Genomic DNA, 16,211 nt, shown 5'->3' with positions numbered 1-16,211 from the left:
TATTAAATTTTTAATTTTTAATAAGAAGCCTCATTCGCTTTGACTTCCGAATTTTCAAAAGAGTCTGCGGGTTTTGCGTTTTGCCCTTCGGTGTTTTCCGCGCTCACTCTCTCTGTCGCCGTCGGTTGGACGATTCGTACGGGATTATTGTAAAAAATACTGACGTTTTCCAAGTTGTTTCTGTGCCGCGATTTAAGAAGCAGGATGTCGGTATCTTTTAAATGAACGTAACCTGAAGAATTGTACGTTTCAAATCTGGGATCGGTTCGGAAATCCATACCGTATATTTGAATTTTTCTGAAATCCGGAATACCGCCGAATATTACGTAATGCGTGAGTCCTTCCGGAAAAACAATGTCTATAAGAAACGTGCCGTCTTCGTCTTTTTTGTATGTAATGTTTTCGGCACAAGTCCATGCCCAGACGGTTCGAGAGTCGTTTTCGCCCAGATAGATAAAATGCGGATAATACGGATTGTCTTTTACAAGGATCGGATATATTTCCGAATATGTGTACAGATCCGTCGCCGCAATGTCTTCAAAAGAAGAATTTATAAGCGAATATCCCGTGTCGATTACAGAACGGTTGTTTGTCATAGTTCCGTAACCGAGCAAGACGGAACCGATGTTTACGGCGCCTGCGGGTTTAAGGGGAATCCCGTTTTCCGATACGACGAGTTTTTCTCCGTTGGCCTGCGTCTGCAATGAACAGGATTGTTCAATTATTGAAAGGCATGGTTCGATCGAATTTTCGAGCATGTCGGCTAAGGCCGGAAATTTATCTATCAAGCTCATGTAAACGTAAATGATTCCCGCCGCTTGGGAAGCGCTGACGGCGGACGATCCGTTTGCGGAAGATAAGACGGCGGAAGGAACGGAAAGCAGCTGCCAGACGTCCTGAAGTTTGTTGTTCTTTATTACAAAATTGCTTAAATAGGGAAGAGAAAATATTTCACAGCTGTTTGTTCTGACGGCCTCGCTTACCATGCGGGAAGTGTTGTCAAACTGCATTTGAAGCGTGGCGAACATTCTTTCGAGCGTGTTAAAGTACGGGGCTGAAACATACGTGCGTTTTTGTCCTTTTTTGAACAGGTCGGGAACACCGTCGATTGCGGCGTTGTACTGGCCGTTTTTTGCCATAACCGCAACGTATGCGGCGACGCTCTGTTCCGTAAGGGGCTGAGGGGAATTATTCTGTACGGAATCTCTAAAGAGCGTGATTATATTGTTTTCAAGCTTTTTGATGTTTTGCGAATAAGCTGCAGAACTTGCCGCCGCCGTTTTTCCTACTGAAGCGAAAGAGAAAGTCTTTTTGTCCTTAACAACGGCGTAAGTTACCGCCGATTGACCTTTGTTAAGCGAAATTTTATTTTCACCAATATTCGATGCACTTAAAACATACTTATTGCCTTTTGCTTCTATTTTTACGCCGTACGCGCCGGCTCCGGATTCTCTTGAAAAGTTATATCCGCCGGCGGGTTTGTAATTTAACGTTACGGACTCAATATTGCGCGGAAGATCCGCCTGTATAGTCATGCCGGCGTCGTCGCCCGTTCCCGTAACGGAAAACAGGAGCGAAACATTTTCGGTAAAGCGAAGAGCGAATGAAAGGGGACTTGCCTTGCTCCATGAAATTAGTGTAATGTTTTTTACCGAATCGGAGCCGGCCTCTCGTACGGTGACGGGATCCTTATCGTCAAAATAGATCAGCAGTCCTTTGAACAGCGCCTGCAGACTGTTTTTTAGAACGGGATTCTGCTGCGTTCCCGTTTGGGCGAATGTGAACCTGAGCGCTCCTATATTTTCCGAAAAAACGGATTCGCTTTTAAATTGAACGATAAAAATACCGATAATAATAGCGGTATAAAGAACAAGAAGACCTATGATTTTTTTTATAGGATGTGAATACATTGTTCGTAGTTTACTTAATGAAACAAGGAAATTCAACCGATGAAGAAAAAATTTAAAAAGGAACAGTTAAAAATAAGACTTATTTTAACTCTTACGGCCGTATTTTTATGCGCGGGCTGCCTTACGGCAAATACTGCCGGCGGAGCTTCCTCCGCTACAGACGCCGGCGGAGCCGCAAAAAAATCCGACGGGGTTGTCTTTGCGGAAAAACTTAAGGCCGCTTTAAAGACAGGCTCGATAGATGAAGCGTTAAAACTCTTTGAAACTCTCCCTCCGTCGCTTGAAGACAATATACAAATTTCAATATTAAAGTCTTCGCTTTTGTTGTCCGCAGGAAGAATAGACGAAGCGTCTCATCTGGCGGAAGATCTTTTAGCGCGGGATCCAGGCAATATTGAAGTTTTGGAGCTTTTGCTCGTGATAGCAAAGACGTCGAACAGCGGTTCCAAACGGCAGGAATATATCAAAAAAATTATCGCCTCCGATCCGAACAACGTTCGGGCAAACATTGAGCTTGCCGGCGACGCAATGAAAACAAACAATTACAATCTTGCCAAAACTCTTTACGACAAGGCGCTTTTAAGCGACGCCGAAAATGAAGACGCTCTGTTCGGACTGGGGCTGAGTTCGTATTTTTTGTCCAAAACCGACGACGCAAAAAGCGCTTTTAACCGCATCCTTGAAAAAAACGCTCACGATCCTTGGGCGCTCTTGTACCTTGGAAAGATATCCGCCGATGAGGAACGTTACCGCGAAGCGCTTTCATATGTTGAAGAAGCTGCAAAATACGACGCCCGAAATTACGACATATATCTGAGCTTGGGAACTTATAGGCGGCAGCTGCTGGATCTTAAAGGCGCGGAAGAAGCGTGGACAAAGGCAATTTCGCTTGAACCCGATTATTTTTTAGCCTATGCTTACAGAGCAAGTTTATACGACGAGATGAATAAGCTCAGCGAAGCGTATTCGGATTATAAAAAAGTCGTCGAAACGAATCCTAAATATTTTTATGCGTACGAATCGCTCGGCATGCTCGCCTGGCATGAAAAAGATTACGCAGGTTCTCTAAAAGCGTTCGAAAAAGCGCTTTCGATGAATCAAAACAATATTTCTTATGTATTAATGATCGCCGCCAACTATAAAAAACTCGGAAAAACCGGTGAATTCAAAAGTTTTCTTGAAAAGCACATGAAAAAACTTAATAGGTCAAGCGTCGAATACACGGTAGTTCGCCTTTTTTATGACGGAAAGGGAATAAACGCCGAAAACGCGGCTCTTTTGCAGATAAAAAAAGAGGACAGCAATACCAAGCGCGGCAGATTTTTGTATTACATGGGATTATTTTACGACTTGCAGGGTAACGATGCGGCCGCCGCGGAACTTTATTCTCAAGTTTTGGCTATGAAAGCGCCTTTGTTTTTTGAATATAGGCTGGCGGAATGGAGTATGCAATCATGAGTGAAATCGACGGCGGAGCAAGCGGAACAAACAGAACGGAAAAAAGACTCTTTCTTAACGGCCGGGAATTTATTTTGATAGGAACGGCGCATATTTCACCGGAAAGCGTTGAAGAAGTGCAAAATGCCGTGAGCAAAATTGCTCCCGATTGTGTGGCCGTGGAATTGGATCAAAAACGCTATGAAGCAATGATAAATCCGTCTTCGTGGCGCAATTTGGACATAGTGAGCGTTTTAAAAAAGAAAGAAGGATTTCTTCTTCTGGCAAATTTGGTTCTTTCTTCTTTTCAGCGCCGAATGGGGCAGAACATAGGTATACGTCCGGGGGACGAAATGAAAGCTGCGGTGGAAAAGGCCTCTGAAATGAATATTCCAGTTGCGATGGTCGACCGTCCAATACACATCACATTGCGCCGTGCCTGGCTTAAAAATTCGCTTTGGGGAAAAAGCAAACTCGTTTCGGCTCTTTTGGCAAGCGCGTTTTCAAACGAAAAAGTTTCCGCAGAACAAATAGAATCGCTAAAAAAATCGAATGAAATGGATTCAATGATGGCGGAACTTGCGGAATTTATGCCGGTTGTAAAGGAAGTTCTTATAGACGAAAGAGATCGTTTTTTAGCGTCGCACATTTGGACTGCCGAAGGCAATAAAATTCTTGCCGTCATAGGAGCGGGGCATCTTGCCGGAGTGCAAAAACACCTTGAATCCATTGCCGCCGGGCTGGAAACTTCCGATACGACGGATATTGAAACGCTTCCGGAGCAAAAAATCAGCGCAAAGGTTTTAGCTTGGATAATTCCTTCCGTTATAGTCGCTCTCATAGCCGCAGGTTTTTTATTCGGCGGAATAGATACGGGCAAGGCCATGGTAGGTTCATGGATACTGTGGAACGCTCTTCTTTCCGCCTTGGGCGCCGCTCTTGCGTTCGGACATCCTTTAACCGTAATCTGTGCAGGCATTGCCGCGCCCATAACGTCGCTTTCGCCTTTTATAGGAGCAGGAATGGTTTCGGGGCTTGTACAGGCTATAGTCCGAAAGCCTAAAGTTTCCGACATGGAAAGCATTCAGACCGACATAATGAGCTTGAAAGGAATTTATAAAAACAGGATTTCAAGAGTTCTTTTGGTCTTTCTTTTATCGAGCTTGGGAAGTTCGATCGGAACCTTTGTCGCCGGCGCGTCCTTTGTGGGGCTGAGCGGTTTATTTTCCAAATAAGGCCTTTACCATGTCCTTTACGGTCGCTACCGCAAAGGCGCCTTCTTCTTTTTCGGGCGCATAGATTTTTGTGTACCCCAAGGCTTCCGCCGCCTTTATCCTTTGCCTGAGCCGGTTTACAGGGCGTATTTCGCCTGCAAGGCTCAATTCCCCGCATAAAGCGGTGTTTGCAGGCACCGCGATGTCGGTGCGCGCCGAATAAAGCGCCGCCGCCAGGGATGCGTCAATGGCGCTTTCGGAAAGCCGTATTCCTCCTGCGACGTTTATATAAATGTCCTGATCGGAGAATCTTATACCCAGCCTTTTTTCAAGCACGGCTGCGATCCGGCTTACCCGTGCTGAATCTATCTTTTCGCTGTATACGCGCGTGATTGCGGCTTTTGCGGGAACTGTCAACGCCTGAATTTCAACCAAAAACACTCGGCTGCCTTCAAATACCACTGCCGTCGCCACTCCTGCCGGCTGCTCTCCCTGCCTTTTCGTAATAAACATTGATTCAGGGTCTCTCGCAGCTTCAAGGCCTTTTTCGGTCATGGAAAGTATTCCCAGTTCGTCGACGGAACCGAACCTGTTCTTTTGCGCGCGCAAAAAACGGAATTCGTTGTTTATTCCTTCAAAGGAAATCACGGTGTCGACCATGTGTTCAAGCGATTTCGGCCCCGCTATCGATCCTTCCTTTGTGATATGCGCGGTCATTATCATTACGCCGTCGCGTTCCTTTATCCAGCCGATAAGCTCGTTTGCACAGTATTTGAGTTGATTTACAGTACCGGGGATAGCGCCAGCTTCAAAGGAATTTACGGTCTGGATTGAATCTATGATTGTGAATACGGGAGACGTCCTGTCAAGGGCGGAAAGTATGTCTTCAAGCCTTGTGGAACAAAGAATTTCCACCGTAGGAGCTCTTAGGCGGAGCCTTTCGGCTCTGTCTTTTATCTGCGACGCCGATTCTTCTCCGCTGACATAGAGAGTTTTGGCGCCCGAGCTTTCAGCGTATTTTGCGGCCGCCTGCAAAAGAAGAGTGGATTTTCCTATTCCCGGTTCTCCGCCGATTAAAATCGCCGACCTCTTTGCGGCTCCTCCGCCTAAAACCCTGTCAAATTCGCTTATGCCCGTAAAAATCCGCCCTCTGTCTTCGGTTTTTATGTTTTCAAGCGGAACAGGTTTGATTTTAGGCGGCTTCTCGCCTGCTTTGCCTGAAACCGATCCTGCAGCCGGACTTTCGATATATTCTTCAAGCGTGTTCCAGCTGCCGCATTCCGGACATCGGCCGAGCCATTTAGGGTGAGTGTATCCGCATGCAGAACAGCAAAAAATGATTGAATTTGATTTTTTTGCCATATTCCTCCGGTTTTTTCTAACTTTCTCCGCACCGCACAGCAGCGCATAGACGGAATTCGCACCGCAGTTAAAGCGCCGTGCTGCCGGCGTCCTTATTCGATAGATCGACCGACCGCCTTCAGCCGGACGCCTTTAAAACGACATAGCGTCTACGCCGTCCCCTCTTTTTGCATCTCCCGCATTCTTGTCTTTATCAGCGCCGAGTTTACCGCCGCTCCGATTCGAAGAGGAATTGTTTTTCTTTCCGGCGCCGCCGGAGTGCGGGACGTCCCTGTCTTCTATGTGAATAAAAACCTGGTTCGGCATGCAGGCCAGCCATTCGAAATTTTTACTTATCGGAGCGCCGGTTACGCAGGTTTGATTGGGACACGGAGACGAATCGAATTTTGCCTTTCCGTTTTCAATTTTTATCACTGAAATTCCGATCAAACCCTTGATCTTAACTTCCCTGTCTTTGTCGAGTTCGTAAATATATTGACCGAACGGCGAATCTATTATTAAAACGGGATCCCGCTCGGGCGTATTGCGCAGCGCGAGTACCGAAAAAAACAAAACCGCGGCAAAGATCGCCAAAATTACGACGTCGAGAGGCCTGATTCTTATATATTTAAAAAAACTTGACTTATGCATATTTAGGGGTTATCCTTAACTTAGCTTGTAAATAAGCTGATAAACTCTCTCCAACGTTCAGCTTGGCTGGACGATAGAGCTTCCTTGCAGCGGCTTTGCTTGGAGGCTCTATTTTTCCTGTAAAAAAGTAGTACCCGGCGGAACGGATTTTGTGACCCATGTGTTACCGCCTATGGTGCATCCCTTGCCTATGATTGTCTCTCCGCCTAAAATCGTCGCTCCCGAATAAATAGTTACGTCGTCTTCGATCGTGGGATGCCGCTTTTTGTTTTTCATGGACTTGCTCACGCTTAAGGCGCCGAGCGTTACTCCCTGGTAGAGTTTGACGTTTTTTCCTATTACGGTCGTTTCGCCTACTACTATTCCCGTGCCGTGATCGATAAAAAATGATTCTCCTATTTCCGCTGCGGGATGTATGTCTATGCCGGTTTTCCCGTGTATGTACTCGCTCATTATTCTTGGGATGATGGGAACTTCTTTTTTGAACAGAAAATGCGCCAACCGGTAAATTAAGATTGCTTCAAGCCCTGGATATGAGAGTATAACTTCTTCGATGCTCTTTGCGGCCGGATCGCCGTTTAAAATAGCCTGCGCGTCAAGATTTATCGCTTTACGTATGTCGGGAATGGCATCTACAAGAGCCAAAGCGGTTTTTTCTGCAAGTTCAAAACAGCGCGGCTGCTTGGAATCTTCGCAGCGTTTATTTGCCGCCGCATATACCATAGCTTTTTTTATTTCCGCCGTGAGCATTGAAATTACGCGGTTTACGCGAAGACCGGCAGCGTAACGCAAATTTTCGCCTTCGATAAAATCCGCCGTATTAAATCCCGGAAAAATAAGCCACTGCAGGTCGTGAAGAATAAAAACAACGTTTTCTCTGTTCGGGAAATTTTCGGTTTCCGTGCGGTTTACGCCGCCGTATTTATCGTAAGAATCAAGAATTCTTTCCACTAAAGTATCGATATTCAAAATTGACCTCTGAGTATTTTAAAATACAGCGTCCAGACAGCGTCCCGGCGCTGCCCATGCATGATGCATTTTAAACGTTTAGAGCCTTTGTAGGCAATAGGTCGCATCGGCTCTGACTGACGCCGTACGGTATTGCCGGCTGTGCGTAACCGCTGACACGTTGCCGGCGAATACTGTATTGCCGGCCGATCCGGCAGCGCTCTTGTGCCGCGCTGCTGGCGCCGTTTATAGCGTCGTACTCATGCCGCCTCTCTTATGCGCCGCAGACCTAGCACGCCGCGGGCTTTGCACAGCAGGTCTACCGGCCGCCTCTGTCACCGGTTGAATAAAAACGGAATTCAACTTACATTATTGTCGAATATCAAGATTTGAAAATACCGTCTAAAATGCTATGCTTTAGGAGAGAACATCGTTCGGCTCTTAGATTTGAAGATTTACTCGCATGTTGTTTTTTAAGGAAAGTTTAAAAGCCGCCGCTAAATAAGCGCCGCGTCTTTTAACTTCGAGTTTTCTTTCGAAAACTCGTTTATTGGATTGTGCGCAAAGAGCGCATGAATTGCCCAGCTCCTAAATCTGAAGATTTCCTCGCATGTCGTTTTTTAAGGGAGATATTTTGAATTTGCCATTGATAAGCGTTATCGTTCCTTTTTACAATGCTGAAAAGACTATTCTGAACTGTCTTGAAAGCGTAGCCGCTCAGACGTATCCGTCCATAGAACTGGTGATTTTAAACGACGGCAGCAAGGGAGCTCTTTCAAATTCCTCCCGTTTTTCTTCTTCCGAAAATGAAATAATCGAAAAATTTTCTAAAAAATATGCTTCCCGCAAAGGATTTTGCGTACGCTATATTGAACATGAAAAAAACGAAGGCATCTTTCAAGCAAGGCGCACCGCTTTTGAAAATTCTTCCGGAGAATATTGCTGTTTTTTGGATGCGGACGACGCTCTTACCGAACAAAGTCTTTCTTTACTTTATGAAGCGGCCATGTCTTGCGATGCGGACATTGTGCACGGCAAGGCCGAACTCATCCATGATGAAAATTTTCCTGACGACCGCCGGCTTTCGGTTCTTAAAAAGATAGAGCTGATACACGAAGGCGTTCTTGAAGGGGAAAATATAACGGACGACTTTCTTTGCAACGGAGAACATTCGTTTTTTTTGTGGGGAAAACTTTTTAAGGCCGAAGCGCTTAAAAATGCATACAACCTTTTGCCGAATTTTTACTGCACTACCGGTGAAGATTTTCTTCTTTATTATTTTATCTGCATGAACGCAAAGCGCTATGTCGGCATAAACGAAAAAGTATATCGCTACGATATAGACACAGGCATAACTTCGGAAACTCTTATTTCAAGTCTCGACAGGTGGAAAAGAGTCTGCTCCGTCGCTTCGGCGTTTACGGTTTTGTATTCGGTTTTTAAAGAAAGTCCGCCTGAAGATCGCCACAGAGCCGCCGTTCAAAAAGTATGTATTTCATATCTTGCCAATAATATCAAGCAGCTCCGCGCGTGCGTCGTCCCCGAATTATATGACCAAGCCTATTCGATGCTCTGCGAGTATTGGGGCTCATCCTTTGTGAAAAGAGTAGAATCAATGCTTGCCGATTGCAAAGGAAGCCCTGTTGACCGGTAGCATAGATCAATCGACACAGGCGGCTTGGGTTACTGTTGTTCTATTGCACCTTGCGCTTTGCCGGAGCAGCCGACATTGCCTGCCGCCTTGCCTAACTCCTTTGTCCGCCCGCGCTTATCCTACTTGCTCGTCATGCTCATAACGCCGTCCCAGTTGTCGGGAACGCCGGTTTTGATCTTTTCGTCGCATCTTTCGGAAAAGATTTTTGAAACCTCGTCTTGCGGAAACATCGCATCCGCTTCATCAAAAAATTTCTTTGCGCTTGCAAAATCTTTAGCCAGATACAGATCCAAACCCTTGTGGAAAATTTCTACGGAATCGATTTCTTCTTTAGGAAGTTCTTCCGTGAAGCCCACTATGTTGTAAAGCTGAACGGGCGTATTTATTCCTATTACGCGCACCTTGTCGAGCCTTCGCGCAATCATCTTGCCCGAATTTTCTCCGGAATTTGCGGCGTCCCAAGTGCTTTCAGAAACCAAAATCCAAGTGTGATACACTTTGTTTACGCCTTCAAGCCGCGCGGCAAGGTTTACGGCGTTTCCCATCATCGTATAGTTCATTTTTTTGTCCGTTCCCATATTGCCCACGACCATTGCGCCCGTGTTTATTCCTATGCGGGTATTTATTTCGGAAGAGATTATTCCCGCTTCGGTCATTTCTTTATTGAAGATTTTTTCCGCCTGTTTCATTCTTATAGCGGAATAACATGCCCGCCATGCGTGGTCTTCAAATGAAACCGGCGCTCCGAAAAATCCTACAATTGCGTCTCCTTCGTATTTATCTATCGTTCCCTGATGCTCAAGGATAATGTCGCTGAACAGCGTAAGATATTTGTTCAGAAACGAAACTAGCTGGGTCGGCGTTACCCGTTCGGAAATGGTTGAAAAACCCTTTATGTCCGTGAAAATCGCGGTGAGATTCTTTTCTTCGCCGCCGAGGGTGAGCTTTGAAGGATCGTTTACGATTTCATTTACGACGCTTTCAGACAGATAGGTTGAAAACGCATTGCGCAAAAAACGCTTGTCTTTTTCTGAAAGCAAAAATCGCTGTATGGTTATGGCTATGTACCCTGCTGTCATGACCAAAGTCGGAGCTAGCACGGGAATGTAATACAGTTTTAACGAAAACATCGAAAAACTGATAAGCGGAAAAATAATGCATCCGCCTATGCCTATGAGGCTTTGCATAAAAGCCTTCGCTTTACGGCTTGCAAATATTATTATGATAAGCAAGATCGCCGACACTGCAAATCCGTAGCCCCAGCTAAGCGGTGTGATCATCTGGCCGGTCATTATCGTATTGAATATGTTTGCGTGCGTGCCTACGTTCGGAAACAGCCGCTCGAACGGCGTAACGCCGAGATCCGTAGTGCCCGAAGCCGAATTTCCTATGAGACAAAAAGATCCGTTGTATTTTTCTTTTTTAAGTTTGAACGTAAGCTGATATTCGTCGTAATCGGTTTTTAAAACTTCAAAAGTGTTTTTAAACCAGTCTATGTTTTGATCGATCGCTTCGCTTGTTTTTTCAGTCCGGTAGCTTTCAAGAAAGTCGATTATCTGTTTTTCATATGAGCCGTCGAATAACTGTCCGCATTCTTCAAAGAAAATGCTGCGTCCTTCAAAAAGCTGTTCAATTCTCGGATCGGCTAAAGAATCTTCGGCGGTAAGTTCTTTCCCGGAAGCGTCTGCGGTTTCGTTAAAGATTTCAGCCTTTAGATGTTCAAGTTCCGAATATGTCTGTAAAAGATATTTTGCGCCGTCGTAATAGTCCAAGTATTTTCCGTTTTCATAGCGAAGAGGGGAATCCAGAAGGGTGCGGAGGTTGTTCGTAAAGCTTTTTTCCAAGTCGTCAAGGTATTTTAAAAAATATACAGGTTCGCCTTTAAAATATACCAGCTCGCCTGTGTGGCCGTCTCTTTCGTTAAAAAGCTGCTTTACCCAGTTTATGAGCATGCGGCCGTGTTTGTCCAAGGGAATCTTTATGTCGCGCCGTTTTGTTTCGCCGGGAAAAAGAGCATTTTTTATTATGAGATGCCTTTTTGTGCGCACAAGGCTCTGAGTGTCGAGCATGTTGAGCATAGGAGCGAATAGAAGCTGGGCGATGTATTTGCCGTCTCTTTCCTGCAACAATTCCACCCGCCGTCTCGAACCGTCGGAGTCTACGACGACGTTAGTAAAACCTGCTCCGCGGGCGTTTTTAAGAAATTCATACAGAGCGGGTGAAAACCCCGCTTTTTGATCGTCTTCCTTTTCCTGATATTTATTTCCCGCGGCTATAAGCCCGGCGGGATCCGTAACGTCCGAAAGCAAAAAACGCTCTTTTGCAAAATCTTTGAGCTTTTCATCCACCTGGATGAGAACTTCGCGCGCGTTGATCGTAAGCCACGTATTGCCGAAAAATCGGATCGCCTTGGAAAAATAATCGTCGTTGTCACGGAAAACGCCCTCCGTGACCGACCTTTCAAGCGTTTCAAGTTGGGGATCTATGTATTCGTTTACGAGCATGTCCGTCATATCGGGGAGTTCCTTTAATGAAATTTTCCCCTTAGAAACGGAATCGGACAGTTCGTATATGAGCGACAAAAGCTCTTTTCGGTTTTCGGAAAAATTTTCAGGTATAGTCGTAGTTATGGAAGGATTTATTCCCATCTGAGACGGAGAAAGATATTCGATATCGAACGTTGCGCTGTAAGCTCCGAGTTCCCTCATCCTTATAAGCGCGTCTGCAAGAACGTCGCGTGTCCACGGCCATGCGCCCATCTGTTCAAGCGATTCGTCGTCAATGTTTACAAGCATCATCTTGTCTTGCATTTGCGGCGCGGGCTTGAATTTAAGCATAACGTCGTAAAGTCTGTATTCGATCTTTTCAAATACGTTGATAAGGGTCAAAAAGCCTATTACTATTATTGTACAAAGTGCAACGATGATATCAGGCGATTTAAAATTCGAACTATTCTTGCGTTTACTCATATTCTTTACTATAATATATAATGGTGTAAACTGAAAGAGGTGTTGTCATTTTAAATTAAACAAATTAGTATGGAGTGCGATGATTATGAAAAGGATTATGCTGTTTTTTACGGTTCTTTTTTGCGGCGCATATTTTACCCTTTTTGCACAGTCTGCCGAAAAAATGACGGAAACGATCTCTGCAAAAGAAATTACTTTTGCACAGGCCGCTTATTTTGCAGCTTCATGGCGTGGGCTTATAAACGACGACGCGTCCGGCGAAGATGCTCTGTCGCAGCTTGAAAAGGAAGGAATTTGGTCTGTGACCGCGGCTCCTGACGACACTGTCGATTTGAAACGGTTTTCGGCTCTTTGTCTTAAAGCGTGGAACATAAAAGGCGGCCTGTTGTACTCTCTTACTCATTCCGACCGCTACGCATTCCGTGAATTACAGGCCAGAAAACTGCTTTCCAGAACGGACGATCCTGAAAAAAAAGTTTCCGGCCGCGAAGCTCTTAGAATTTTTATGCGCTGCTCCGAAATAGCGGAAAGTGAGGGGTCGCTATGAAAAAAAGAATTTTTACCGCCGCTTTGTTTGCACTCTTGGCAGGAAGCGTGTTTTCAATTGATTACGGGGCTATCGTTTCCGATGAAGTAAAGTCGACTTTCACGGAAGATAAAAAATTTAAAGACGGTCTTAAAAACGATTTCAATACTTCCGCGTGGCTTAGGATCCCGTTGTCGGAAGACGGCCTCAATTATTTTATCGCGGAAGGTTACTACAATTATAGGTGGATCAATTCTACCGACAAGACGGACGACGTTCTGGATCTGTCGCTGTTTAAAGCCGAATTTGTAAAAGAATTTCCCGACAAGCTTTTCGGAATTTTTAAATCCGGGGTTTTTGATTTCGGGCGATTTGCGATTTCAGATGCGTCGGCTACGGTGTTTTCTCAGGCGGCTGACGGCGTAATGGCAAATTTAAAAACGCAGGCTGCGGAAGTTACCTTTTACGGCGGATATACGGGGCTTTTAAATGCCAAGTCCACCTTGTACAATATGCAGTCCTCCGACGGGATCGATAAAAAAGATTTTTATGTTCGCGAAGATCCTTATGCGATCCTTGAAACCGCCGTCACGCTCCCGAATATTTTTAAGTCGCAAACGCTGGGTTTTGAATTTTTAGGCGCGTTCGATATGGAAAATTCTTATAACCGTATGTATTTTACGGCGGTTTCAAACGGTCCGGTAAAAGGCAAGGTTTTTTATATTCTTTCATCGACATTCGGAGTGAGCCGCCTCGATTCGGATAATGATTGGGAAACGTCCAATCTGTCAAAGTTTTCTCTAATGATGTATCCCGGATTTTATTCGTCGTCGGTCAGTTTGAACGGAACTTTTGCTTCAGGCGACAAGGGATCTTTGGGGGGCTTTAGGACTTTTACACCGGCTACCGCTTCCGTCGCCGGACACACATGGGAAGATCTTTTAAAAATAGGGCCTATGGTTACGGTTAAACCGCTGGATGCTCTGCTTGTAACGGGCTCTCTGGATTCGTTTTTTATCGCGACAAAGAGCGCCGATTATGACGGCACCCAGTGGAAATTTACGGTTTTATGGCAGGCTCTAAGCGATTTACAGTTTTCAGGTTCCGCAGCGCAATATATTCCGGAATCGGGAAATTCTACGTTTGAATTTACGTTTAAGACGGCATTGTCGTTCTAATGCCAGGAGGAAAATATGTTAAAAGCGAATTTTAATGCGGTTTTTGCCGTGGTTTTGGGAATATTTTTTGCGGGAACAGCCTTTGCGGCGGATACTAAAGCAGTTCCGGCCGCCGGCAAGAATACGGAAGGAAAAGTTATTTCCGCAACCGGCAAAGTTCAGGTAAAAGACGGCGCTGCTTGGAAATCTCTGGCGGCCGGAGATTCCATCAAAAAAGGCGACGTCATTTCTACGGGATTTAAATCCGAAGCGAATATAAAATTCGGAAATTCCGTTTTTGTAGTGGAGCCTCTTTCCCGCATAACTATCGAACAGCTTGCGGAAAAAGACGGAAACGAAGCTTCGCAGATGTTCCTTGATACGGGAAGCGTCAGAGCGAACGTTAGGGCGGCTGAAAACAAGCGCGTGGGCTTTTCGGTGCGCAGTCCCGTTGCGACGGCTTCCGTCCGCGGTACAGAAGGAAGAGTCGTTTCCGACGGAACGGTTTACAGCACCAGAAGCACTTGGGCTGTATGGCCGACGCCCCCTTCGCAGCAGCAGAGTTCCGTAGTTGCGGACGCTCCTGAAGCAGAAGGCGGCGGCGACGTTATGAGTTCCGTGAGCACGGCTCCGTCGGACGGCGTAAAGGCCGTAGCCGTAGGTGAAGGAACCAGCGCCGAAGTTTCTTCTACGGGAACTGTCACTCCTCCGTCTCAGGTCGCCGCCGCCGCCGCCGTTTCGGTGGGCGGGTCTACAACGTCCGCATCGTCCGGAGAAGCGAAGGCTACAACTTCTTCCGCCGGTTCTTCGGTAGGCGCCGCTTTGGCTTCTTCGCCCGCCGCTCCAATCAAGGGCGACTTAAACATTATTGTCTCTATTAGGGAATAATATTCCGTTCTCGATTGATAGACGTTTTATGTGACGGGATGCAGCGCGCTTTAAGGATAAAGCGCGCTATGTTTTTGGGTATGCGCGAGCGATGCCCCAGGCGTGCGCCGTGAACCGTTTTGCCCGCCGTATATTGATTTGCACCACCGTGTTTTAACGTGTTTTTGAGGCAATTTATGATAGCGCGGTTTAAGCCTTGACATAAGAGAGCGTCTTTTGTATATTTTTCAGACAACCCAAATAGTTTGCCCTTGTAGCTCAGTCGGTAGAGCGTAACCATGGTAAGGTTAAGGTCTGCGGTTCGATTCCGCACGGGGGCTGAGCGCAAGATCAATTTTTTTTAGGAGAAGCTTATGGCTAGCAAAAAGAAAGGTGCAGTAGAGATCATAGGATTGCAATGCACCGATTGCAAACGGATCAACTATACAACAACAAAAAACCGTAAAAACTTGCAGGGCAAACTTGAATTGATGAAATACTGTCCTTCTACGCGTAAACACACCTTGCACAAAGAAGTTAAAATACGATAGAGATTGAATTTGTTCGCCCGTCGGAAATTTTCCAAAAGGCGGATTATATATCCTAGGTCAGTAGTTCAGTTGGTAGAGCATCGGTCTCCAAAACCGAGTGTCGAGGGTTCGAGTCCTTCCTGGCCTGTTATTTTTTTTATTTTTGAGGAAAAATATGGCAGCAAAGGTAGGCGGTTTTTTACGTGAATGCGTCGCAGAGCTTAAAAAAGTTGTGTGGCCCAGCCGTGATGATGTTACCGCTTCTGTAAAAGTTGTGATCATCTCTACGATTATTATTGCAGTATTATTGGGCGTGCTTGATGCCGGGTTTTCGGCTGCATTCCGCGCAGTGATGAGATAGGGGTATTAATGTCTAAACAATGGTATATACTTCATACGTATACCGGCTATGAGGGAAAAATAGAACGCACGCTCAGGTCTATGCTCGAAGCAAAAGAGATAGATCCCGCGGTCCTTACAAATGTAAAAGTTCCCGTTGAAGAGATCGTCGAAATAAAAGACGGTAAAAAACGTTCCCGCAGCAATAAATTTTTACCCGGCTACATAATGCTGGAAATGGATTTGCCCGATCTCGGCTGGAAAAACATATGTTCCAAAATCCGCCGCGTTCAGGGAGTGACCGGCTTTGTCGGGACGCCCCCCGATGTGCGCCCCAGGCCTATTTCAGGGGATGAGGCAAAAAATCTGCTTCAAAAGGCCGGTGAAATCAAAGGCGAAAAACCCGTTCATGTTAAACAGAGTTTTGCCGTGGGCGACCAAGTGAAAATTACGGACGGCCCTTTTGCAACCTTTACCGGCACGATCGAAGAAGTAAATTCCGAAAAAGACCGTCTTCGCGTCATGGTGCAGATTTTCGGGCGCGCTACGCCGGTTGAAGTGAGCCTTTTGCAGGCGGAAAAAGTTTGATTTGAAAATTGAAGAACGGAATGAAATTCCGTTTTCCGAATTTTGGGAGAAACACAAGTCCGTCGGACATAGGTGTTTCG

General features: G+C 45.8%; 14 protein-coding genes and 2 tRNA genes. 11 read left to right on the top strand and 5 right to left on the bottom strand.

The window, feature by feature from the left end; genetic code table 11:
• Positions 1 to 17: 17 nt before the first annotated feature.
• Positions 18 to 1,910: a hypothetical protein gene (locus HRI96_RS10245; RefSeq protein WP_210117261.1), complete on the bottom strand. Its 1,893-nt coding sequence runs from the start codon at positions 1,908 to 1,910 to the stop codon at positions 18 to 20.
• Between the two features lie 39 nt (positions 1,911 to 1,949).
• Here HRI96_RS10245 and HRI96_RS10240 point away from each other — a divergent pair, with 39 nt between their 5' ends.
• A complete protein-coding gene (locus HRI96_RS10240; protein ID WP_210117260.1) occupies positions 1,950 to 3,368 on the top strand; it encodes a tetratricopeptide repeat protein in 1,419 nt (472 codons plus the stop codon).
• The gene (locus HRI96_RS10235; protein ID WP_210117259.1) at positions 3,365 to 4,582 is read left to right on the top strand and encodes a TraB/GumN family protein; all 1,218 of its coding nucleotides are present in this window, start codon (positions 3,365 to 3,367) and stop codon (positions 4,580 to 4,582) included. The genes HRI96_RS10240 and HRI96_RS10235 overlap by 4 nt, the downstream gene beginning before the upstream one ends.
• Here HRI96_RS10235 and radA read toward each other — a convergent pair.
• From radA to epsC, 3 genes are all read right to left on the bottom strand, one after another.
• Positions 4,568 to 5,923, bottom strand: a complete 1,356-nt coding sequence (gene radA, locus HRI96_RS10230; protein WP_210117258.1) for a DNA repair protein RadA — start codon at positions 5,921 to 5,923, stop codon at positions 4,568 to 4,570. The two genes, HRI96_RS10235 and radA, sit on opposite strands and share 15 nt — an antisense overlap.
• 132 nt (positions 5,924 to 6,055) lie before the next feature.
• Positions 6,056 to 6,553, bottom strand: coding sequence for a NusG domain II-containing protein (locus HRI96_RS10225; protein WP_210117257.1), 498 nt, complete (start codon positions 6,551 to 6,553; stop codon positions 6,056 to 6,058).
• 108 nt (positions 6,554 to 6,661) lie between these two features.
• On the bottom strand, positions 6,662 to 7,522 hold the full coding sequence (gene epsC / locus HRI96_RS10220; protein ID WP_210117256.1) for a serine O-acetyltransferase EpsC: 861 nt from the start codon (positions 7,520 to 7,522) through the stop codon (positions 6,662 to 6,664).
• 613 nt (positions 7,523 to 8,135) lie between these two features.
• Between epsC and HRI96_RS10215 the strand changes: the two genes are divergently transcribed.
• Positions 8,136 to 9,155, top strand: coding sequence for a glycosyltransferase family 2 protein (locus tag HRI96_RS10215; RefSeq protein WP_210117255.1), 1,020 nt, complete (start codon positions 8,136 to 8,138; stop codon positions 9,153 to 9,155).
• Positions 9,156 to 9,274: 119 nt separating this feature from the next.
• Here HRI96_RS10215 and HRI96_RS10210 read toward each other — a convergent pair whose 3' ends face one another.
• Positions 9,275 to 12,124 (bottom strand): CHASE2 domain-containing protein, encoded by a 2,850-nt coding sequence (locus HRI96_RS10210; RefSeq protein ID WP_210117254.1) that lies wholly within the window; start codon positions 12,122 to 12,124, stop codon positions 9,275 to 9,277.
• Between the two features lie 85 nt (positions 12,125 to 12,209).
• Here HRI96_RS10210 and HRI96_RS10205 point away from each other — a divergent pair, with 85 nt between their 5' ends.
• The 8 genes from HRI96_RS10205 (at position 12,210) to nusG (ending at position 16,131) form a co-directional block, all read left to right on the top strand.
• Complete coding sequence (locus HRI96_RS10205) at positions 12,210 to 12,671, top strand: hypothetical protein (RefSeq protein WP_210117253.1); 462 nt, start codon at positions 12,210 to 12,212, stop codon at positions 12,669 to 12,671.
• Entirely contained in the window at positions 12,668 to 13,828 is a 1,161-nt protein-coding gene (locus HRI96_RS10200; protein ID WP_210117252.1) for a hypothetical protein, read from the top strand. The genes HRI96_RS10205 and HRI96_RS10200 overlap by 4 nt, the downstream gene beginning before the upstream one ends.
• A gap of 15 nt (positions 13,829 to 13,843) precedes the next feature.
• A complete protein-coding gene (locus tag HRI96_RS10195; protein ID WP_210117251.1) occupies positions 13,844 to 14,695 on the top strand; it encodes a FecR family protein in 852 nt (283 codons plus the stop codon).
• A 247-nt stretch (positions 14,696 to 14,942) separates the two neighbouring features.
• Positions 14,943 to 15,015: transfer RNA gene (locus HRI96_RS10190), tRNA-Thr, on the top strand.
• Between the two features lie 33 nt (positions 15,016 to 15,048).
• Positions 15,049 to 15,225, top strand: a complete 177-nt coding sequence (rpmG, locus tag HRI96_RS10185) for a 50S ribosomal protein L33 (protein WP_210117250.1) — start codon at positions 15,049 to 15,051, stop codon at positions 15,223 to 15,225.
• Positions 15,226 to 15,279: 54 nt separating this feature from the next.
• Positions 15,280 to 15,352: transfer RNA gene (locus HRI96_RS10180), tRNA-Trp, on the top strand.
• 27 nt (positions 15,353 to 15,379) lie between these two features.
• Positions 15,380 to 15,565: a preprotein translocase subunit SecE gene (secE, locus tag HRI96_RS10175; protein WP_210117249.1), complete on the top strand. Its 186-nt coding sequence runs from the start codon at positions 15,380 to 15,382 to the stop codon at positions 15,563 to 15,565.
• 8 nt (positions 15,566 to 15,573) lie between these two features.
• On the top strand, positions 15,574 to 16,131 hold the full coding sequence (nusG, locus tag HRI96_RS10170) for a transcription termination/antitermination protein NusG (protein ID WP_210117248.1): 558 nt from the start codon (positions 15,574 to 15,576) through the stop codon (positions 16,129 to 16,131).
• The last annotated feature ends 80 nt before the right edge of the window (positions 16,132 to 16,211 follow it).

The sequence above is a fragment of the Treponema parvum genome (assembly GCF_017893945.1).
In the GTDB taxonomy this organism is placed as follows: domain Bacteria; phylum Spirochaetota; class Spirochaetia; order Treponematales; family Treponemataceae; genus Treponema_D; species Treponema_D parvum_A.
Note: the sequence above shows the minus strand (reverse complement) of the source record. Positions and strands in the feature narration are given on the sequence as shown.

What these genes read in the sequence shown, in the direction of transcription:
- HRI96_RS10245 (WP_210117261.1), bottom strand. Translation starts at nt 1,910, where the DNA reads ATGTATTCACATCCTATAAAAAAAATCATAGGTCTTCTTGTTCTTTAT.
- HRI96_RS10240 (WP_210117260.1), top strand. Translation starts at nt 1,950, where the DNA reads ATGAAGAAAAAATTTAAAAAGGAACAGTTAAAAATAAGACTTATTTTA.
- HRI96_RS10235 (WP_210117259.1), top strand. Translation starts at nt 3,365, where the DNA reads ATGAGTGAAATCGACGGCGGAGCAAGCGGAACAAACAGAACGGAAAAA.
- radA (WP_210117258.1), bottom strand. Translation starts at nt 5,923, where the DNA reads ATGGCAAAAAAATCAAATTCAATCATTTTTTGCTGTTCTGCATGCGGA.
- HRI96_RS10225 (WP_210117257.1), bottom strand. Translation starts at nt 6,553, where the DNA reads ATGCATAAGTCAAGTTTTTTTAAATATATAAGAATCAGGCCTCTCGAC.
- HRI96_RS10210 (WP_210117254.1), bottom strand. Translation starts at nt 12,124, where the DNA reads ATGAGTAAACGCAAGAATAGTTCGAATTTTAAATCGCCTGATATCATC.
- HRI96_RS10205 (WP_210117253.1), top strand. Translation starts at nt 12,210, where the DNA reads ATGAAAAGGATTATGCTGTTTTTTACGGTTCTTTTTTGCGGCGCATAT.
- HRI96_RS10200 (WP_210117252.1), top strand. Translation starts at nt 12,668, where the DNA reads ATGAAAAAAAGAATTTTTACCGCCGCTTTGTTTGCACTCTTGGCAGGA.
- HRI96_RS10195 (WP_210117251.1), top strand. Translation starts at nt 13,844, where the DNA reads ATGTTAAAAGCGAATTTTAATGCGGTTTTTGCCGTGGTTTTGGGAATA.
- rpmG (WP_210117250.1), top strand. Translation starts at nt 15,049, where the DNA reads ATGGCTAGCAAAAAGAAAGGTGCAGTAGAGATCATAGGATTGCAATGC.
- secE (WP_210117249.1), top strand. Translation starts at nt 15,380, where the DNA reads ATGGCAGCAAAGGTAGGCGGTTTTTTACGTGAATGCGTCGCAGAGCTT.
- nusG (WP_210117248.1), top strand. Translation starts at nt 15,574, where the DNA reads ATGTCTAAACAATGGTATATACTTCATACGTATACCGGCTATGAGGGA.